At 70.4% G+C, this 19,092-nt stretch carries 18 protein-coding genes and 1 riboswitch; of the genes, 13 read left to right on the top strand and 5 right to left on the bottom strand.

Annotation, left to right across the window (positions count from 1 at the left end; all coding sequences use genetic code 11):
* Positions 1–94 precede the first annotated feature (94 nt).
* Entirely contained in the window at positions 95–322 is a 228-nt protein-coding gene (locus ACWD4A_RS21345; RefSeq protein WP_451196045.1) for a hypothetical protein, read from the bottom strand.
* 186 nt (positions 323–508) lie between these two features.
* On the opposite strand from ACWD4A_RS21345, the gene ACWD4A_RS21340 reads away from it, so the two are divergent.
* Positions 509–1,483 (top strand): carbohydrate kinase family protein, encoded by a 975-nt coding sequence (locus tag ACWD4A_RS21340; RefSeq protein WP_451196043.1) that lies wholly within the window; start codon positions 509–511, stop codon positions 1,481–1,483.
* Between the two features lie 146 nt (positions 1,484–1,629).
* Here the strand turns inward: ACWD4A_RS21340 and ACWD4A_RS21335 are convergent, their stop codons facing one another.
* Positions 1,630–3,012, bottom strand: a complete 1,383-nt coding sequence (locus tag ACWD4A_RS21335; RefSeq protein ID WP_451196042.1) for an aminotransferase class V-fold PLP-dependent enzyme — start codon at positions 3,010–3,012, stop codon at positions 1,630–1,632.
* Positions 3,013–3,316: 304 nt separating this feature from the next.
* Here ACWD4A_RS21335 and ctaC point away from each other — a divergent pair, with 304 nt between their 5' ends.
* The 4 genes from ctaC to ACWD4A_RS21315 all read left to right on the top strand — a co-directional run bounded on the left by ctaC (position 3,317) and on the right by ACWD4A_RS21315 (position 7,816).
* Positions 3,317–4,282 (top strand): aa3-type cytochrome oxidase subunit II, encoded by a 966-nt coding sequence (gene ctaC, locus ACWD4A_RS21330; protein ID WP_451196040.1) that lies wholly within the window; start codon positions 3,317–3,319, stop codon positions 4,280–4,282.
* A complete protein-coding gene (gene ctaD / locus ACWD4A_RS21325; protein WP_451196037.1) occupies positions 4,279–6,003 on the top strand; it encodes an aa3-type cytochrome oxidase subunit I in 1,725 nt (574 codons plus the stop codon). The genes ctaC and ctaD overlap by 4 nt, the downstream gene beginning before the upstream one ends.
* The gene (locus tag ACWD4A_RS21320) at positions 6,000–6,398 is read left to right on the top strand and encodes a cytochrome c oxidase subunit 4 (protein ID WP_451196035.1); all 399 of its coding nucleotides are present in this window, start codon (positions 6,000–6,002) and stop codon (positions 6,396–6,398) included. The genes ctaD and ACWD4A_RS21320 overlap by 4 nt, the downstream gene beginning before the upstream one ends.
* Positions 6,399–6,568: 170 nt before the next feature.
* The gene (locus tag ACWD4A_RS21315) at positions 6,569–7,816 is read left to right on the top strand and encodes an Ig-like domain-containing protein (RefSeq protein WP_451196034.1); all 1,248 of its coding nucleotides are present in this window, start codon (positions 6,569–6,571) and stop codon (positions 7,814–7,816) included.
* A gap of 22 nt (positions 7,817–7,838) precedes the next feature.
* On the opposite strand, the gene ACWD4A_RS21310 is transcribed toward ACWD4A_RS21315, so the two are convergent.
* Positions 7,839–8,267 carry a hypothetical protein gene (locus ACWD4A_RS21310; RefSeq protein WP_451196032.1) on the bottom strand — a complete coding sequence of 143 codons (429 nt, stop codon included), beginning with the start codon at positions 8,265–8,267 and terminating at the stop codon, positions 7,839–7,841.
* Between the two features lie 318 nt (positions 8,268–8,585).
* Between ACWD4A_RS21310 and ctaE the strand changes: the two genes are divergently transcribed.
* The 6 genes from ctaE (at position 8,586) to ACWD4A_RS21280 (ending at position 15,756) form a co-directional block, all read left to right on the top strand.
* Positions 8,586–9,206: an aa3-type cytochrome oxidase subunit III gene (gene ctaE / locus ACWD4A_RS21305; RefSeq protein WP_451196031.1), complete on the top strand. Its 621-nt coding sequence runs from the start codon at positions 8,586–8,588 to the stop codon at positions 9,204–9,206.
* 79 nt (positions 9,207–9,285) lie between these two features.
* Complete coding sequence (gene qcrC / locus ACWD4A_RS21300) at positions 9,286–10,098, top strand: cytochrome bc1 complex diheme cytochrome c subunit (RefSeq protein WP_451196029.1); 813 nt, start codon at positions 9,286–9,288, stop codon at positions 10,096–10,098.
* The gene (gene qcrA, locus ACWD4A_RS21295; protein WP_451196028.1) at positions 10,095–11,153 is read left to right on the top strand and encodes a cytochrome bc1 complex Rieske iron-sulfur subunit; all 1,059 of its coding nucleotides are present in this window, start codon (positions 10,095–10,097) and stop codon (positions 11,151–11,153) included. The genes qcrC and qcrA overlap by 4 nt, the downstream gene beginning before the upstream one ends.
* Positions 11,150–12,775 (top strand): cytochrome bc1 complex cytochrome b subunit, encoded by a 1,626-nt coding sequence (gene qcrB, locus ACWD4A_RS21290; protein WP_451196026.1) that lies wholly within the window; start codon positions 11,150–11,152, stop codon positions 12,773–12,775. Before qcrA ends, qcrB begins: the two co-directional genes overlap by 4 nt.
* A 165-nt stretch (positions 12,776–12,940) precedes the next feature.
* A complete protein-coding gene (gene trpD / locus ACWD4A_RS21285; protein WP_451196024.1) occupies positions 12,941–14,005 on the top strand; it encodes an anthranilate phosphoribosyltransferase in 1,065 nt (354 codons plus the stop codon).
* Positions 14,006–14,089: 84 nt separating this feature from the next.
* Positions 14,090–14,206: riboswitch (SAM riboswitch) on the top strand.
* A gap of 191 nt (positions 14,207–14,397) precedes the next feature.
* Positions 14,398–15,756, top strand: coding sequence for an aminotransferase class V-fold PLP-dependent enzyme (locus ACWD4A_RS21280; protein WP_451196022.1), 1,359 nt, complete (start codon positions 14,398–14,400; stop codon positions 15,754–15,756).
* Between the two features lie 255 nt (positions 15,757–16,011).
* Here ACWD4A_RS21280 and ACWD4A_RS21275 read toward each other — a convergent pair whose 3' ends face one another.
* Together ACWD4A_RS21275 and ACWD4A_RS21270 are read right to left on the bottom strand one after the other, a co-directional pair.
* Positions 16,012–16,293, bottom strand: coding sequence for an Lrp/AsnC family transcriptional regulator (locus tag ACWD4A_RS21275; protein ID WP_451196020.1), 282 nt, complete (start codon positions 16,291–16,293; stop codon positions 16,012–16,014).
* A gap of 11 nt (positions 16,294–16,304) precedes the next feature.
* Entirely contained in the window at positions 16,305–17,039 is a 735-nt protein-coding gene (locus ACWD4A_RS21270; protein WP_451196018.1) for a rhomboid family intramembrane serine protease, read from the bottom strand.
* 203 nt (positions 17,040–17,242) lie between these two features.
* Between ACWD4A_RS21270 and ACWD4A_RS21265 the strand changes: the two genes are divergently transcribed.
* The gene (locus ACWD4A_RS21265; protein ID WP_451196016.1) at positions 17,243–17,482 is read left to right on the top strand and encodes a hypothetical protein; all 240 of its coding nucleotides are present in this window, start codon (positions 17,243–17,245) and stop codon (positions 17,480–17,482) included.
* A gap of 19 nt (positions 17,483–17,501) precedes the next feature.
* Positions 17,502–18,881, top strand: coding sequence for an NYN domain-containing protein (locus tag ACWD4A_RS21260; protein ID WP_451196014.1), 1,380 nt, complete (start codon positions 17,502–17,504; stop codon positions 18,879–18,881).
* Positions 18,882–19,092 lie beyond the last annotated feature (211 nt).

Raw genomic sequence — 19,092 nt, 5'->3', positions numbered from 1 at the left:
GCTCCTTCGCTCCGCTCAATGTCCGTACCGCCCCGTCCCCCGAGAAGGGGACGGCGCTTGGACGGAGCGGAGGAGCGAGCGGTTCCACCAGTCCTCAGTCGCCGTACTCCGACATCGCGTCGAGCAGCCGCGCCGACCTCACGGGTACCGACACCCCGTGGATGCGCGACGGCGGCACCGGCGCCGCCACGGACGCCGCCATGGGCGCGCGGGACCAGTGCGGAGCCATCCGGGCGCCCAGGCCCCGCAGTTCCTCCAGCGTCTCGGGGTCGCGCTCGGGCTCGCCTCCGGGGAGGGTGACGTGCTTCACAGGGTTCGGCATATGGGCACCGTACGCACCACGCGGCACGTCGAGAAAGAGCTACTATTAGGTAATTTTGTCCGTTCGGTGGCTGGATCCTTACCCCGGGGCCGGGCCCGGGACCCGGTAGCGTGGTGTGGCTTTTCCCGTTCTCGTTCCGCCAGCCTTGCCGCCATGTTCACCTCGCCCCGCAGGAGCAGACCCGCCGTGCGTATCGCTGTCACCGGCTCCATCGCCACCGACCACCTGATGACCTTCCCCGGCCGATTCGCCGATCAGCTCGTGGCGGACCAGCTGCACACCGTCTCGCTCTCCTTCCTCGTGGACGAACTCGACGTGCGCCGCGGCGGCGTCGGCCCCAACATCTGCTTCGGCATGGGCGTCCTCGGGCTGCGCCCCGTCCTCGTCGGCGCCGCCGGCCAGGACTTCGCCGAGTACCGCGCCTGGCTCGACCGGCACGGCGTCGACACCGCCTCCGTCCGGATCTCCGAGGTGCTGCACACCGCGCGCTTCGTCTGCACGACGGACACCGACCACAACCAGATCGCGTCCTTCTACACCGGCGCGATGAGCGAGGCCCGCCAGATCGAGCTCCAGCCGGTGGCCGACCGCGTCGGCGGCCTCGACCTCGTGCTCATCGGCGCCGACGACCCCGAGGCGATGCTCCGCCACACGGAGGAGTGCCGCACCCGCGGCATCGCCTTCGCCGCCGACCCCTCCCAGCAGCTCGCCCGCCTCGACGGCGACGACATCCGCCAGCTGGTCGAGGGCGCCGCCTACCTCTTCACCAACGAGTACGAGAAGGCCCTCATCGAGTCCAAGACCGGCTGGTCGCAGGACGAGATCCTGGCCAAGGTCGGCACCCGCGTCACCACGCTCGGCGCGCGCGGCGTGCGCATCGAGCGCGCCGGCGAGCCGACGATCGAGGTCGGCTGCGCCCAGGAAGAGGCGAAGGTCGACCCGACCGGCGTCGGCGACGCGTTCCGCGCGGGCTTCCTCGCGGGCATCACCTGGGAGCTCTCCCTGGAGCGCGCCGCCCAGCTCGGCTGCATGCTCGCCACCCTCGTCATCGAGACGCTGGGCACCCAGGAGTACGAGCTCCGCCGCGGCCACTTCATGGAGCGCTTCACCAAGGCGTACGGCCAGGACGCCGCCGCCGAGGTGCAGACCCGCCTGGGCTAGCCCAGGCCCCGTAAGGGACGCGGGGAAGCGTCGATTTGCGGCTCCGCCGCGTGGGCGCGACCAGCCACGCACAACCCGCGGACGCGAACAGGGCCCAGGTCCCACCCCGGTGGGCGCGGCCAAGAGATCAGGTGCGGCGTCGCACATCAGGTGCGGCGCCGCACCGTATAGGCCGTGCCCCCGGGCACGGGCCGTTCGCCCACGTACTCCTGCCCCCGCATGTCGCACCACGCCGGTACGTCGAGCCGCGCCGCCTCGTCGTCCGACAGCACCGTGACGAGCCCGCCCACCGGCACGCCGGGGAAGGCCTTGGCCAGCTCGATCACCGGGATCGGACACCGCTTGCCGAGGGCGTCGACGACCAGCTCCGTCGCCTTCCCGGCCGGAGCGGCCGTTTCCGTGGGCGCGCCCAGTTGGTCCCGTACCGACGCCACCACCCCCGGCAGCACCTCCAGGAAGCGGTCGACGTCCGCCTCCGCCGTGCCCACCGGCAGCGACACCCGGACGTTGCCCTCCGACAGCACCCCCATCGCCCGCAGCACATGGCTCGGCGTCAGCGTGCTGGACGTGCACGAGGAACCGGACGAGACGGAGAACCCGGCCCGGTCCAGCGCGTGCAACAGGCTCTCCCCGTCGACGTACAGACACGAGAACGTGACCAGGTGCGGCAGCCGTCGCTCCGGATCGCCGACGACCTCCACATCCGGTACGAGCTCCGGCACCCGGGCCCGGATCCGGTCCACCAGCGCCCGCAGCCGGGCCCCTTCGGCCGCCGCCTCCGCCCGCACGGCCCGGAGCGAGGCGGCCGCCGCCACGATCGCGGGCAGGTCCGGGAAGCCGGGCGCGCGCCCCGACTCCCGTTCGTCCGCCGGTCCTTGGGGCGCGAACCGCACCCCCTTGCGCACGGCCAGCAGCCCCACCCCCGCCGGACCGCCCCACTTGTGCGCACTGCCCGTCAGCAGCGACCAGCCGTCCCCGACGCGCTCCCAGCCCAGCGACTGCGCCGCGTCGACCAGCAGCGGCACGCCCGCCGCCCGGCACGCCTCCGCCACCTCCGCCACCGGCTGCTCCGTGCCCACCTCGTGGTTGGCGGACTGGAGCGCGGCGAGCGCCGTGCCGGGGCGCAGGGCCGCCGCGAACGCGTCCGCGGCCACCCGGCCCGTACGGTCCACCGGGACCTCGGTGACGCTGCCGCCCGCCGCCTCCAGCGCCGCGGCCGACTGCAGCACGGCGGAGTGCTCGACGGCGGACACCACCAGATGGCGGCCGACACGGCGGCGCCCGGCGAGGGCGCCGGCGATGCCGTCGTGCAGCGCCCGGGTACCCGAAGGGGTGAACACCAGCTCGTCCGGGCGGCAGCCGATCGCCTCGGCGGCGGCCTCCCGCGCGGCGTCCAGCAGCAGCCGGGCGCGCCGCCCCTCGCGGTAGAGCCGGGCGGGGTCCGCCCACCCCTCGTCGAGCGAGGCGAGGAGCGCTTGGCGCGCGACGGGGTGCAGTGGTGCCGCGGAGGCGGCGTCGAAGTAGGCCACGGCAGAACGCTAACGCGTGGGTCCGCCGCCGGGCCCCGGGTCACCGTAGGGGCTGGATTTTGCACGGCCCACCGCGCGTCGGCCGCGTTCGCTGACGGTCCTCCAGATAGCCTCCGGACGCCGAGATTCCATCCCTTCGGGGAGTGACCCGGCGCGTTGGGCACCCTCCCCGCGCGACCCCAAATAGCGTCCAGTAGGGTTTGGTCCGCATAAACATCCAAACCCCTGCCCGCAGCGGGCCGGCGACCGACCAGCGAGACGGCCGCAGCCGGCCGCACGGGCGAGACTCTCGGGAAGGCGCTACGTGAGTCCCAACGGCTCCGACCGCTCGTCGCGGCGCCCGGTGCGGCGGAAGCTGCTGCAGGCGCTGGCCGCGGGCGCTGTCCTTGTGACCGCTTCCGGTTGCACATACAAGGACTTCCCCCGCCTCGGAATGCCCACTCCTGTCACGGAAGAGGCCCCGAGGATCCTCTCCCTGTGGCAGGGCTCGTGGGCCGCCGCCCTTGTGGTCGGCGTCCTTGTGTGGGGCCTGATCCTGTGGAGCGTCATCTTCCACCGGCGCAGCCGGACGAAGGTGCAGATCCCCACGCAGACCCGGTACAACATGCCCATCGAGGCGCTGTACACCGCGGTTCCGATCATCATCGTGTCGGTGTTCTTCTACTTCACCGCGCGTGACGAGAACAAGCTGATCACCAACCCTGAGAAGCCGCAGCACGTCATCAACGTGGTCGGCTTCCAGTGGAGCTGGGCGTTCAACTACATGGAGAACGTCCCGGGCCAGCCGGCGGGTCAGCCGCTGCGCCAGGTCAAGGAGCTCGACGCGGTCCCGGACCGGTTCCTGGAGAAGGCCCCGGCGAACGCCGGCGGCGTCTATGAGGTCGGCACGCCCGGCGAGCGGAACCCGCAGAACGGCCACCCGGGTCCGACCCTGTGGCTGCCCAAGGGCGAGACCGTGGAGTTCGTCCTGACCTCTCGGGACGTCAATCACTCCTTCTGGGTGGTGCCGTTCCTGATGAAGCAGGACGTCATCCCGGGGCACACCAACAGCTTCACGGTGACCCCGAACAAGGAGGGCACCTTCATGGGCAAGTGTGCCGAGCTCTGCGGTCAGGACCACTCCCGCATGCTCTTCAATGTCAAGGTCGTCTCTCCTGAGCGCTACCAGCAGCATCTGAAGGATCTGGCCAAGAAGGGCCAGACCGGCTACCAGCCGGCGGGCATCGCGCTGACGGATCACGCGAAGAACGCGGAGACGAAGACCAAGTGAGCATCCTCAACGAACCCCAGGGTGCCGCCGCGACAGTCACGGCAGCACCACCCGTACGCCAGAAGCAACCCGGTAATCAGGTGATCAAGTGGCTCACCACCACTGACCACAAGACCATCGGCACGATGTATCTGGTCACGTCGTTCGCGTTCTTCTGCATCGGCGGCCTGATGGCGCTCCTCATGCGCGCCGAGCTCGCCCGTCCCGGCACGCAGATCATGTCGAACGAGCAGTTCAACCAGGCGTTCACGATGCACGGCACGATCATGCTGCTGATGTTCGCGACGCCGCTGTTCGCCGGTTTCGCCAACTGGATCATGCCGCTGCAGATCGGCGCGCCCGACGTGGCGTTCCCGCGGCTGAACATGTTCGCCTACTGGCTGTACCTCTTCGGCTCGCTGATCGCGGTGGCCGGCTTCCTCACCCCGCAGGGTGCGGCCGACTTCGGCTGGTTCGCCTACTCCCCGCTGACGGACGCGGTGCACTCGCCGGGTGTCGGCGCCGACATGTGGATCATGGGTCTGGCCTTCTCCGGCTTCGGCACGATCCTCGGCTCGGTCAACTTCATCACCACGATCATCTGCATGCGCGCGCCCGGCATGACGATGTTCCGCATGCCGATCTTCACCTGGAACGTCCTGCTGACCGGTGTCCTGGTCCTGCTGGCCTTCCCGGTGCTCGCCGCCGCGCTGTTCGCCCTGGAGGCGGACCGCAAGTTCGGTGCGCAGATCTTCAACCCGGCCAACGGCGGCCCGCTGCTGTGGCAGCACCTCTTCTGGTTCTTCGGCCACCCCGAGGTGTACATCATTGCGCTGCCGTTCTTCGGCATCGTCTCCGAGATCATCCCGGTCTTCAGCCGGAAGCCGATGTTCGGTTACGGCGGTCTCATCGCCGCCACGATCGCCATCGCCGGTCTCTCGGTGACGGTGTGGGCGCACCACATGTATGTGACGGGCGGCGTGCTCCTGCCGTTCTTCTCGTTCATGACCTTCCTGATCGCGGTCCCGACCGGTGTGAAGTTCTTCAACTGGATCGGCACCATGTGGAAGGGCTCGCTCTCCTTCGAGACGCCCATGCTGTGGACCATCGGCTTCCTGATCACCTTCACCTTCGGTGGTCTGACCGGTGTCATCCTGGCCTCGCCGCCGCTGGACTTCCACGTCTCCGACTCGTACTTCGTGGTGGCCCACTTCCACTACGTGATCTTCGGTACGGTCGTCTTCGCGATGTTCGCCGGCTTCCACTTCTGGTGGCCGAAGTTCACCGGAAAGATGCTGGACGAGCGCCTGGGCAAGATCACCTTCTGGACGCTGTTCGTGGGCTTCCACGGCACGTTCCTGGTGCAGCACTGGCTGGGTGTCGAGGGCATGCCCCGCCGTTACGCGGACTACCTGGCCGCCGACGGCTTCACCACGCTGAACACCATCTCGACCATCAGCTCCTTCCTGCTGGGCCTGTCGATCCTGCCGTTCATGTACAACGTCTGGAAGACCGCCAAGTACGGCAAGAAGGTCGAGGTCGACGACCCGTGGGGCTACGGCCGCTCGCTGGAGTGGGCGACCTCCTGCCCGCCGCCGCGGCACAACTTCCTCACCCTGCCGCGGATCCGCTCGGAATCCCCCGCCTTCGACCTCCACCACCCGGAGATCGCGGCGCTGGAGCTCGAGGAGAACCTCGCGCACGACAAGGCCCTCGCGGGTGGCAAGGAGGCGGGCAAGTGAAGGTCCAAGGCCGGTTGTTCCTCTGGCTCTCCGTCTTCATCCTCGCCATGGCGGTCGTCTACGGCGTGTGGGCGAAGGAGCCGGCCGGTGCGACCGCACTGTTCCTGTCCTTCGGCCTGTGCGTCATGGTCGGCTACTACCTGGCGTTCACCGCACGCCGGGTGGACGTCGGCGCGCAGGACAACACGGAGGCCGACGTCGCGGACGACGCCGGCGAGCTGGGCTTCTTCGCCCCGCACAGCTGGCAGCCGCTGTCCCTGGCCCTCGGTGGCGCGCTCGCCTTCATGGGCGTCGTCTTCGGCTGGTGGCTGATGTTCTTCTCCGCCCCGATGATCCTGGTCGGCCTCTTCGGCTGGGTGTTCGAGTTCTACCGCGGCGAGAACGCGAACCAGTAGGTTCCACGGACCGCACGGGCCGGGCCCCGCACACCACACGGTGTGCGGGGCCCGGCCCTTTTCCCCCTGTCCGGTGACCCGTTCGGAGCAGTCGCGGGCGGCTCTCTCAAGAGCACCCGTTCGCAGCCATCCCGGGAGCCGCCCCCACCGTTCCTTCCTACGGTGTGACCATGAGTCACTCACCTCGATGCCGCACGGTGCTCGCGGGCGCCCTGCTGCTGATCCCCCTGGCGATGGGGGGCACCGCGTGCGGGGGCTCTTCCAACCCGCTGGCCGACAAGCCCTACGACGCCACCGAGCAGGTCGTGCTCAGCAGCTCCGACGAGGGGCAGAAGGCCGATCCCAGCAAGCCCCTGGAGGTGCGGGCCAGCGGCGAGGACCGGATCACCGACGTCACCGCGACGGACGCGGCCGGGCGCTACGTGGCGGGCGAACTCGCCCCCGACGGCAGCAGCTGGCACAGCACCGGGGCGCTGGCCGCGGGCGCGCACTACACGGTGCGGGTGAGCACCGAGGACGGGGACGGCGCCCAGGGGCGCCGGACGATCGGTTTCGACACCAGCGCGGCCGACCGGCTGCTGAGGGTCAATTTCGGCCCGCAGAGCGGCACCTACGGCGTGGGACAGCCCATCACCGCCGAACTCAGCGCCCCCGTCCAGGACCCCGCCGCCCGTACGACCATCGAACGGGCCCTCAGGATCGACTCGCAGCCCGCCGTCGAGGGCGCCTGGCACTGGGTGGACAACCGCACCCTGCACTACCGGCCCAAGGACTACTGGCCCGCCCACGCCACCGTCGACGTGCGCTCCGGCCTGGACGGCATCAAGGTCGCCGGCGGGCTCTACGGCGGATCCTCCAAGCCCGTACGGCTCACCATCGGCGAGCGGATCGAGGCCATCACCGACGCCGCCGCCCACAGCATGACCGTGCTCCGCAACGGCCAGGAGATCCGGTCCATCCCGGTGACCACCGGAAAGCCCGGCTACGCCACCCGCAACGGGGTCAAGGTGGTCCTCGGCAGGGAATCCTTCGTACGCATGCGCGGCACCAGCATCGGTATCGCCGAGGGCAGCGACGACTCCTACGACCTGCCCGTCTACTGGGCCACCCGGGTCACCTGGAGCGGCGAGTACGTGCACGCCGCCCCCTGGTCCGAGGGCTCGCAGGGCGCCGAGAACGTCAGCCACGGCTGCACCGGCATGAGCACCGACAACGCCAAGTGGTTCTTCGACACCGTCCACCTGGGAGATGTCGTCAAGGTCGTCGGCAGCGCCGGAACCACCATGACGCCCTTCGACAACGGCTTCGGCGACTGGAACATGTCGTGGCAGCAGTGGCGCGAGGGCAGCGCCCTGAACGCCGGGAAGCGCGACGGCAGCGGCCCCGCCGACGCGGCCCGGCTCCGTCCCGAGCTGTAGCCGTACGGGCCGGGACGGGCCGTCAGGCGCCCACCACGTGCTTGCCCGGCTCCTCCTGCGGCCGCCCGGCGCCGCGCAGCAGCCCGGCCAGGGCCCCGGCGAACACCGCCGGGTCCAGCGGGTGCGTCACCGCCGCGTCGGCCCGGCTCCAGGTGGCCAGCCAGGCGTCCTGCGGGCGGCCCATGAGCAGCAGCACCGGCGGGCAGCGGAACACCTCGTCCTTGAGCTGCCGGCAGACCCCCATGCCGCCCGCGGGCGCCGTCTCGCCGTCCAGCACGCACACGTCGATCCGGCGCTCCTCCAGGGCCTTGAGCACCGCGGGCAGCGTCGCGCACTCCAGATAGCGCACCGGGGGCACATCGGGCGCGGGGCGTTGCCCGGCGGCCAGCCGCACCTGCTCGCGGGTGCCCGCGTCGTCGCTGTAGACCAGCACCGTGGCGGTCGGCTGCATCGTTCCTCCAGTGTCCGGTGACAGGGGGCACGGCTGTGACTCGGGATGGCTCGGGGTGCTGAACGCACCGATGGCGGATGCTACTCCGCGCGGCCGCGCCGGAGGAGGGGCCGACCGCACCCGGATGGGCCGGACGGCCGCCCCGACGGCCCGTCACCAGCACTGCGGCCAGCGCCGCGCGGCCTCGCGGAGGCTCCGCTTCCCCCCTTCGGGGGACCGCCGCCACGGTCCGCGGATTGGGCCGTACGAGCAGGGCACACGGTCTTGACACACCGAACGGCACCCCCCGGAGTGAGCGCGAGATAAGCGACCGACATAATGTCGGTCGTGGCGACAGCAACAGCAGTAGATACCGGGCACGCGCACCCGTCGGTCAACCGGCCGAACCTCACCAGCGTCGGAACCATCATCTGGCTGAGTTCCGAGCTGATGTTCTTCGCGGCCCTCTTCGCGATGTACTTCACCCTCCGATCGGTGACCGGAGCCGACCACTGGAAGGAGATGGCGTCGTCCCTGAACGTCCCGTTCTCGGCGACGAACACCACCATCCTGGTGCTCTCCTCCCTCACGTGTCAGCTCGGCGTCTTCGCTGCGGAGCGCGGCGACGTGAAGAAGCTGCGCACCTGGTTCACGATCACCTTCGTGATGGGTGCCATCTTCATCGGCGGTCAGATCTTCGAGTACACGGACCTGGTCAAGAAGGACGGGCTCTCCCTGTCCTCCGACCCGTACGGCTCGGCGTTCTATCTGACGACCGGCTTCCACGGCCTGCACGTGACGGGCGGCCTCATCGCCTTCCTGCTGGTCCTGGGCAGGACGTACGCGGCCAAGAGGTTCACTCACCACCAGGCGACGGCGGCCATTGTCGTGTCCTACTACTGGCACTTCGTCGACGTGGTCTGGATCGGCCTCTTCGCCACGATCTACTTGATCAAGTAATCGAAGAATTCGGTTTCGGTCCCGCAACGGACCAATCAGTCCAGCATCGACGCAGAAGATCCTGACACCGGGGTAATCCGTGAAAAAGCTCTCCGCACGACGACGCCATCCGCTGGCGGCGGTCGTCGTCCTACTCTTCGCGCTGGCGGTAACTGGGGGGCTGTACGCCGCGTTCGCGCCGGCGGACACGGCCAAGGCCGATGACACCGCCGCCCAGTCCCTCGCCATCGAGGAGGGCAAGAAGCTCTATTCCGTGGGCTGCGCAAGCTGCCACGGCACCGGCGGTCAGGGCACCACCGACGGCCCGAGCCTCGTCGGCGTGGGCGCCGCGGCCGTCGACTTCCAGGTCGCCACCGGCCGTATGCCGCTGCAGCAGCAGGGCGCGCAGGCGCCCAGGAAGAAGGCGATCTACACCCAGGCCGAGATCGACCAGCTCTCCGCCTACATCGCCTCGCTCGGCGCCGGCCCGGCCGTCCCGACCAAGGACCAGTACAGCCCCGACGGAGCGGACATCGCCAAGGGCGGGGAGCTCTTCCGGACGAACTGCGCCCAGTGCCACAACTTCACCGGCAAGGGCGGCGCCCTCTCGAACGGCAAGTACGCTCCGTCGCTCGAGGACGTCAACCCCAAGCACATCTACGAGGCCATGCAGACCGGCCCGCAGAACATGCCTTCCTTCCCCGACACCACGATGTCGGAGAAGAACAAGAAGGACGTCATCGCGTACCTCGACACGGTCAACAGCAGCAAGTCGCAGAGCCCCGGCGGCCTCGAACTGGGTGGACTCGGTCCCGTCAGTGAGGGTCTGTTCGCTTGGGTCTTCGGACTGGGCGCGATGATCGCACTCGCCATCTGGGTCGCCGCCCGGACCGCAAAGGCCAAGAAGTCATGAGTAGCCAAGACATTCCAGAAGAGAACCTGCCGCACGCGCAGGGCGACACGCACACCAGTGCTCTGACCAAGCCGGCCGGTGACCCGTTCGCCGACCCGGGGATGCCGCCGCACGAGCATCGCGCCCAGGACATCGACGAGCGGGCCGCGAAGCGCTCCGAGCGCGCGGTGGCCTTCCTGTTCCTGCTGTCCATGGTGGCCACGGTCGGCTTCATCGCCTCCTACGTGTCCATCCCGGTCGACAAGAGCGTCTACGTCTTCCCGATCGGCCACGTCAGCGGGCTGAACTTCGCGCTGGGCCTCACCCTCGGCGTGGCGCTGTTCTGCATCGGCGCGGGCGCGGTCCACTGGGCCCGCACCCTGATGTCCGACGTGGAGGTCGCCGACGAGCGGCACGCCATCGCGGCCGAGCCCGAGGTCAAGGCCAAGGTTCTGGCCGACTTCAAGCAGGGCGCGGAGGAGTCGGCCTTCGGCCGCCGCAAGCTGATCCGCAACACCATGTTCGGCGCGCTGGCCCTGGTGCCGCTCTCCGGCGTGGTGCTGCTCCGCGACCTCGGTCCGCTGCCGGGCACCAAGCTCCGCAAGACCGCCTGGTCCGAGGGCAAGATGCTGATCAACCAGAACACGCTGCAGCCGCTGCGCCCCGAGGACATCCAGGTCGGGTCCCTCACCTTCGCCATGCCCGAGGGCATGAAGGAGGAGGACCACGACTTCCAGAAGGAGATCGCCAAGGCGGCCCTGATGATCGTCCGGCTCCGTCCGGAGAACATCAAGGACAAGCAGGAACTCGACTGGTCGGCGGACGGCATCGTCGCCTTCTCCAAGATCTGCACGCACGTGGGCTGCCCGATCAGCCTCTACGAGCAGCAGACGCACCACGTGCTCTGCCCGTGCCACCAGTCCACGTTCGACCTGTCGGACGGCGGACGAGTGATCTTCGGTCCGGCCGGACACGCGCTGCCGCAGCTGCGGATCAAGGTCAATGACAAGGGCTACCTCGAGGCCATGGGCGACTTCGCCGAGCCCGTCGGTCCTGCCTTCTGGGAGCGCGGATGAGTACTACAACCGACAACAGGCGCAAGGCGCCCGCCGGTGAGCGGGTGGCCGACTGGGCCGACGGCCGGCTGGGGATCTACTCCCTCGCCAAGGCCAACATGCGCAAGATCTTCCCGGACCACTGGTCCTTCATGCTGGGCGAGGTCTGCCTCTACAGCTTCCTGATCATCATCCTCACGGGTGTGTATCTGACGCTGTTCTTCCACCCGAGCATGGAGGAGACCGTCTACCACGGTCCCTACGTGCCGATGCAGGGCATGCGGATGTCGGAGGCCTTCGCCTCCACGCTGAACATCAGCTTCGACGTCCGTGGCGGTCTGCTGGTCCGGCAGATCCACCACTGGGCCGCGCTGATCTTCCTCGCGGGCATGTTCGTCCACATGATGCGCGTCTTCTTCACGGGCGCGTTCCGCAAGCCGCGTGAGATCAACTGGCTGTTCGGCTTCCTGCTGTTCGTCCTGGGCATGTTCACCGGCTTCACCGGTTACTCCCTGCCGGACGACCTGCTGTCCGGCACCGGTGTGCGGTTCATGGAGGGTGCGATCCTCTCCATCCCGATCATCGGTACGTACATCTCGATGTTCCTCTTCGGTGGCGAGTTCCCGGGCTCGGACTTCGTGCCGCGCTTCTTCTCGATCCACGTCCTGCTGCTGCCGGGCATCATGCTCGGCCTGGTCGTGGCCCACATGATCCTCGTCGTGTACCACAAGCACACGCAGTTCCCCGGCCCCGGCCGGACGAACAAGAACGTCGTCGGCATGCCGCTGATGCCGGTCTACATGGCCAAGGCCGGAGGCTTCTTCTTCCTGGTCTTCGGTGCGATCGCGGCCATCTCCGCGCTCGCCACGATCAACCCGATCTGGGCCATCGGCCCGTACCGGCCGGACCAGGTGTCCACCGGCGCCCAGCCCGACTGGTACATGGGCTTCTCCGAGGGCCTGATCCGTGTCATGCCGGGCTGGGAGATCAACCTCTGGGGTCACACGCTCGTCCTGGGCGTGCTCATCCCGCTGATCATCTTCCCGACGGTGCTGGCCGCCATCGCGGTCTACCCGTTCATCGAGTCCTGGGTGACCGGCGACAAGCGGGAGCACCACCTGCTGGACCGCCCGCGCAACGCCCCGACGCGCACCGCGTTCGGCGCTGCGTGGATCAGCTGGTACTTCGTGCTGCTGGTCGGTGGTGGAAACGACCTGTGGGCCACCCACTTCCACCTCTCGATCAACGCCATCACCTGGTTCGTCCGCATCGGCTTCTTCGTCGTCCCGGTCCTGGTCTTCGTGGCCACCCGCCGGATCTGCATGGGCCTCCAGCGGCGCGACAGGGACAAGGTGCTGCACGGCCGCGAGTCGGGCATCATCAAGCGCCTGCCGCACGGTGAGTTCGTCGAGGTCCACGAGCCGCTCTCGCAGGAGCAGCTGCACACCCTCACGTCGCACGAGCAGCCCAAGCCGCTCGAGCTGGTCCCCGAGGTCGACGAGAACGGTGTCGAGCGCAAGGCCGGCGCCGGCCAGCGGCTCCGGGTGAAGCTCTCCAAGGGCTTCTACGGCGAGGGGACGCAGATCCCCAAGGCCACCGCGGAGGAGTTCCAGGAGATCACCAGCGGCCACGGCCACCACTGATCCCGGTCCGGCCGGCCCCGTCCGGTCAGTGATCGCTGATCGCCACAGCAAGAGCCCCGTCCAGCGCGTGGACGGGGCTCTTCGCCGTCTCCTGGGCCTGGATAGGCTGGACCCGCGAGCCCCGGACGGCCGCGGCTCTCCGACCGACCACCAGGAGCGTGGACCATGAACGTTGTGACCCCGGCAGGCGGCGACAGCGCGGTGGCCCCTTCCTGGCCGGGCCTGCTGAACACCCTGCTGAACGGAGTGGACCTCGGCTCGGACGACACCGCCTGGGCCATGGACCGCATCATGCGCGGCGAGGCCACCGACGCGCAGATCGCCGGGTTCGCGGTCGCGCTGCGCGCCAAGGGCGAGACGGTCGCCGAGATCTCCGGCCTCGTCCGGGCCATGTACCGGCACGCCAACCTCATCGAGGTGCCCGGCCCGAGCGTGGACATCGTGGGCACCGGCGGCGACGGCGCCAAGACCGTCAACATCTCCACGATGGCGTCCATCGTCGTCGCGGGCACCGGCGTCAGGGTCGTCAAGCACGGCAACCGCGCCGCCTCGTCCGCCAGCGGCGCCTCGGACGTCCTGGAGAAGCTGGGCGTCAACCTGGACCTCGCCCCGCGCCGGGTCGTGGAGGTCGCCGAGGAGGCGGGCATCACCTTCTGCTTCGCCGTGAAGTTCCACCCGTCCCTGCGCTACGTCGCGGCCGCGCGGCGCGAGCTGGGCATCCGTACGACCTTCAACGTGCTCGGGCCGCTGACCAACCCCGCGCGGGTGCGGGCCCAGGCGACCGGTGTCGCCGACGCCCGGATGGCCCCGATCCTCGCCGGGGTGCTCGCCGAACGGGGCTCCTCGGCCCTGGTGTTCCGCGGCGACGACGGGCTGGACGAGCTCACCACCACCGCGACCTCGCGGGTGTGGATGGTCCGGGACGGACAGGTCACGGAGCAGCCCTTCGACCCGCGGGACGTGGGCATCCCGCTGGTCCCGGTGGACGCCCTGCAGGGCGCCGACGCCTCGTACAACGCCGATGTCGCCCGCCGCCTGCTGGCCGGCGAGACCGGGCCCGTACGGGACGCGGTGCTGCTGAACGCGGCCGCGGCGCTCGTCGCGCTGGAGCCGACCGACGCACCGCTGACCGAGCAGATCGCGGCCGGCATCGCGAAGGCGGCCGAGTCCGTCGACTCCGGTGCGGCGAAGCTGGCCCTGGACCGCTGGGTGACGGCCAGCAACAAGTAGGCACCCGGGCGGGAAAGAGCGAAGGGCGTCCGTGATGCGGACGCCCTTTTCGCCCGGCGATCAGTTGTGTCATACTCCCTGCCAGGTCACGAGTGACAGCGACACGGCCCCGGCCCGCTGTCCGGCAACCCTCCTTCCGTGGCGGGGTGCCCCGGGTGATGACCGGGTCGCAGACAACAAGGTCTGCGGCAAGCGCGGATCCCTCGCCAGGGATCCTGGTCGTCGAGGGAGATCCTCCATGATTCAGCGAATGCGATAGGGCCGAAGGCCCGTTTCCCCCGCGCTCCGCACGGCACGACCGTGCGCCGAGCCGTCCTTTCCGCACCCCCGCGGAGCTCTCTCTCGCGGGTGCGTGCGCACAGACTTTCCGCCTGTACCCGGGAGAATTCGCCATGTCCGCATGCCCTGTTGCCGTCGAGCCCACCACCGACCGCACCCCGCTGCCCGTCCTCGGGAACGACGTCCGCGTCCCGCTGGTCACCGGGGGAGAGGTGACCTACGCGGCGCTCGACTACGCGGCCAGCGCCCCCGCGCTCCAGCGGGTGTGGGACGACGTCGCGGCGTACGCCCCGTACTACGGCAGCGTGCACCGCGGCGCCGGATACCTCTCCCAGCTGTCGACCGACCTCTTCGAGAACAGCCGGGCGGAGATCGCCGGGTTCCTCGGCTGCCGGCCGGGCGACCAGGTCGTCTTCACCCGCTCGACCACCGACTCGCTCAACCTCCTCGCGGCCGTACTCCCGCCGGACACACGGGTGTTCGTCTTCGAATCCGAGCACCACGCCGCGCTGCTGCCGTGGGAGCGGCGCGCGGACGTCACGGTCACCTACCTCGACGCGCCCCGGTCGCCCGGCCAGGCCGTGGAGATCCTGGAGCGCGCCCTCACGGACCGCGAGCCCTACGGGCCGGCCCTGGTGTGTGTGACCGGGGCGTCCAACGTGACCGGAGAGCTGTGGCCCGTACGGGAGTTGACGGCCGCCGCGCACGCGCACGGTGCCCGCGTCGTGGTCGACGCGGCACAGCTCGTGCCGCACCACCCGGTGGACGTCGCGGAGTCGGACGTCGACTGGATCGCCTTCTCCGGGCACAAGCTGTACGCGCCGTTCGGCGCCGGCGTCCTGGCCGGGCGGGCGGACTGGCTGCGGGGCGCGGAGCCGTACCTCGCGGGCGGCGGCGCCAGCCGTACGGTGGCCCGGGGCGCCGACGGCGGGGTGGCCGTCGAGTGGCACGACGGCGCCGCCCGGCACGAGGCGGGCTCGCCCAACGTCATCGGCGCCTACGCCATCGCGTCGGCCTGCAGGGCGCTCCGCGAGGCGGGGCTGGACCGGCTTGTCGCGCGCGAACGGGAGTTGATCGCGACGGTCCGCGAGGGTCTCGCCGGGGTGCCGGGGGTCCGGGTGCTCTCGCTCTTCGGCGACGACGCCCCGCGCGTCGGTGTGCTGTCGTTCGTCGTGGACGGCTGGAACAGCTCGCACTTCGCGGCGGCGCTGTCCGCGGAGTACGGCATCGGGGTGCGGGACGGGCTGTTCTGCGCACATCCCTTGGTACGGACCCTGCTGGGCGGCGGCCAGGACGCCTCGGGCGAGTGCGGGGCCCCTGACGGGGGGTCGCTCAACGCGGTGCGGGTCAGTTTCGGGGCGGGGACGCCGGACGAACACGTGGCCCGCTTCGTACGGGCGGTCGGTGAGCTCGTGGCGCACGGTGCGCGGTGGTCCTATCGGACGGAGAGCGGGCGGTGTGTGCCTGCGTGACGCTCTGGCTGCGGGCCGGTTGCCGCCTGCGGCGGGGGCGGCCTGCGGCCGCGTCCTCAAACGCCGGACGGGCTGATTTTGCGGGCGTTGTCCGCAGCCTGCGGGCCGCAGGCCGAAGAGCCACGGTCCGCACAATCCAGCCCGTCCGGCGTTTGAGGCCGCGCCCGGAGGGCGCTCCCGCCGCTGGGGGTCCCCCCGGCCGAAGGCTGGGGGAGGCAACGGACCCGCAGTCGGAAACGGAACCCGCCGTAGGCGCTACGCGTCCAGGCCGATCGCGAACGCGGCTTCCAAGTCGTGCTGGGAATAGGTGCGGAACGCGATATGGGTCTCCGTCGACACCACGCCCGGCACCTTGCTGATGCGGCCCGGAATGACGTCGGCCAGGTCGTCGTGGCGAGCGACCCGCACCATCGCGATCAGGTCCTGCGCCCCGGTGACCGAGTAGACCTCGCTGACCCCCTCCAGCGCTGCGATCCGCTCCGCGATCTCGGGGATCCGGTCGGTGTCGGTCTTGATGAGCACGATGGAAGTGATCACGGCGGGGGCTCCTATCGGGGAGGTCGCGGCCCGTCGCCGGACGCGGCCGTGCCTTTCACTCTAGCCGCACACCTGTACCGGGCCCACGCGTACAGGAAGCCGACGGCGAAGCCCAGCACATGGGCGAGGTAGGCGACTCCGGGCCGGTCGCCCGCGGTGCGGGCGGCCAGCCACTGGAGGACGAACCAGAAGAGCAGCACGGCCCAGGCGGGGAAGCGCAGCGGCAGGAAGAAGAGGAACGGGAAGAGACTGGTGACCCGGGCTCTGGGGAAGAGACAGAGGAAGGCCCCGAGCACCCCGGAGATCGCCCCGGACGCCCCGACCAGAGTCCGGCCGGAGTCGGCGTGCACGGCCGCGTAGCCGAGCAGGGCCAGCACCCCGGCGGCGAGGTAGAAGAGGGCGAAGGAGGCCCGGCCCATCCGCTCCTCGGCCATCGCGCCGAAGACGTAGAGGAAGAGCATGTTCCCCAGCAGATGCAGCCAGTTGCCGTGCACGAAGAGCGCGGTGAGCGGGGTGACCAGCCGGTCCGGCGAGCCGCGCCACAGCTCCTCGGGCACCACGCCCCAGCGTGCGAAGTAGGCGGTCTGTTCGGCCAGCAGGTCGCCGCCGGTGCCGTGGGAGGCGGCCAGGCCCGACGCGGGACCGGCGAGGAAGACGACGCAGCAGACGCCGATGAGGGCGTAGGTGACCAGGGGCACGGTCCGGCGGGCGGGCTGTGGGCTCCGGCGAGCCGCCGTTACGGGCATGGCCAGATCATGGCGTACCGGCAGCAAAGGGCACAGAGTGCCTCGCCGGGCCGTTCCTCCCGTGACGTGTGCGCGGCTGTGCTCCGCGCCGCGCGACCATCAGGCCGTAGGGTTACGGGAAGCGTCCCCGCGGCCCGACAGCGTTCCTGGCGGCTGCCGGTGGGCGGGCCGCGAGGACCTCGACGAGGACGGACGACGACACGATGGGCGTTCCCCAGCCGACAGCCGGGACCCGCTGGCGCTGCACGCTGTGCGGCAACCTCACCCGGTTCGACGTCACGCGCACGACCAAGGCTGTGGAATATGTGCACCTCGACCTGGCCGGAGAGCCTCGGGTGGAGGAGCGGGACGTGGTCAGTGAGACGATCGAGTCCGTACGTTGCCGGTGGTGCAACGCGGTCGACCAGATCGAGCTGGTGGACAGGCCGGGCGCGAGCGCCTGAAGAACGGGAGCGGTGAGCGGTGGTTGAGCACACAGGCGGCGTGGACGCGGCCGGTGAACCGGATGACACCGGTGGGGCCGATGGCGTCGCCGAGGTGCTCGACCGACCCCTGCCCGAGGGCGTCAGGCGGCGGGTCATCGGCCTGGTCGCGGAGGCGTTCGGGGGCCTGACGGTCACCGAACTGCCGCCCGCGCTACGGCAGTACGCCCGGTTCACGCCGAGCCGCCGGGCCAAGTTCGCGGGCAACGCCATGGCCGCCGCCGTGGAGAACGACCCCGCCTTCCGGCAGCGGATCTCCGCGCGGCTGCGCGAGTCGGGGTCCGAACTCGCCGAGGCGCTCGACTCCGGCGCCCCGCCCGCGGCCGCGGACCCCGAGGACGTGGCGGCCATGGCCTTCGTGCTGCGGCCCGCCGGGTGGGTCAAGCTGGTCACCGCGGCCGGCGAGGAGGCGCAGCGGGCCAGCGCCGAGCGGGCCGGCGAGGAGGCCCAGCGCGAACTGCGGCGGCTGCGCGAGGAACTGGCGGAGGCCCGCGCCGAAGGGCGGACGGAGACCGACCGGTTCCGCGCCGAGCTGGACGCGGTCCGCAAGGAGAACGACGCGCTGCAGCGCAAGCTGCGCAGCGCGCTGAGCGATGTGCGGCGCGGCGAGGCCGCGCTGCGCAAGGGGGAGGCGGAGCTGGAGGCCGTCCGGGCCGCCGCCGCCGCGGAGAAGGCCGCCGCCCTCGGCGAGGCGCGCCGGCTCAAGGCCCGGCTGGCGGAGGCCGAGTCGGGCCTCGAGGCAAGCCGCCGGGCGGTGCGCGAGGGACGCAGCGTGGAGGACATGCGGCTGCGGCTGCTGCTGGACACGGTGCTGGACGCGGCGCAGGGCCTGCGCCGCGAGCTGGCGCTGCCGCCCGCTTCCGTGCGCCCCGCGGACACCGTGGACGCCGTGGAGCCGGGGCGGATGACACCCAAGGACATCGCCACCCGCGCGCTCTCGGAGACCGATCCCGCGCTCCTGGACCAGCTGTTGGCGCTGCCCCAGGCGCATCTGGTGGTCGACGGCTACAACGTCACCAAGACCGGCTATCCGACGATGCCGCTGGACAAGCAGCGGCTGCGGCTGCTGGGCGGGCTCGCGATGCTGGCCGCGCAGACGGGCGCGGAGATGACCTGTGTCTTCGACGGCGCGGAGCTGGCCGCCCCGGTGCTGCTGGCGCCGCCGCGCGGGGTGCGGGTGCTGTTCAGCAAGCCCGGGGTGACCGCGGACGAGCTGATCCGGCAGCTGGTCCGGGCGGAGCCGCCGGGCCGGCCGGTGGTCGTGGTCTCCACGGACCGCGAGGTCGCGGACGGCGTGGCGAAGGCCGGTGCGCGGCCGGTGGCCTCGGCGCTGCTCCTGAAGCGGCTCGCGCGTACGTGACCGTCGCGCGGTGACGCGCTCCCCGGGCCTCGCCCTGTGCCTGAGTGTTCATCAGGGGTGACCCACTGTGTCGCGCGGGTAAAACTTGCGCCCGTGGGGCGAGATTTTGCGTATGAGGATTTGAACCGATCATGTGGAGGTCACTAAGGTCGGGCCTCGAACCTTCGCGCGGTGATCATCCATTCGGGGTGACGGTGAAGGTCCCGCCGGA

Source organism: Streptomyces sp. NPDC002537, assembly GCF_053594975.1.
Note: the sequence above shows the minus strand (reverse complement) of the source record. Positions and strands in the feature narration are given on the sequence as shown.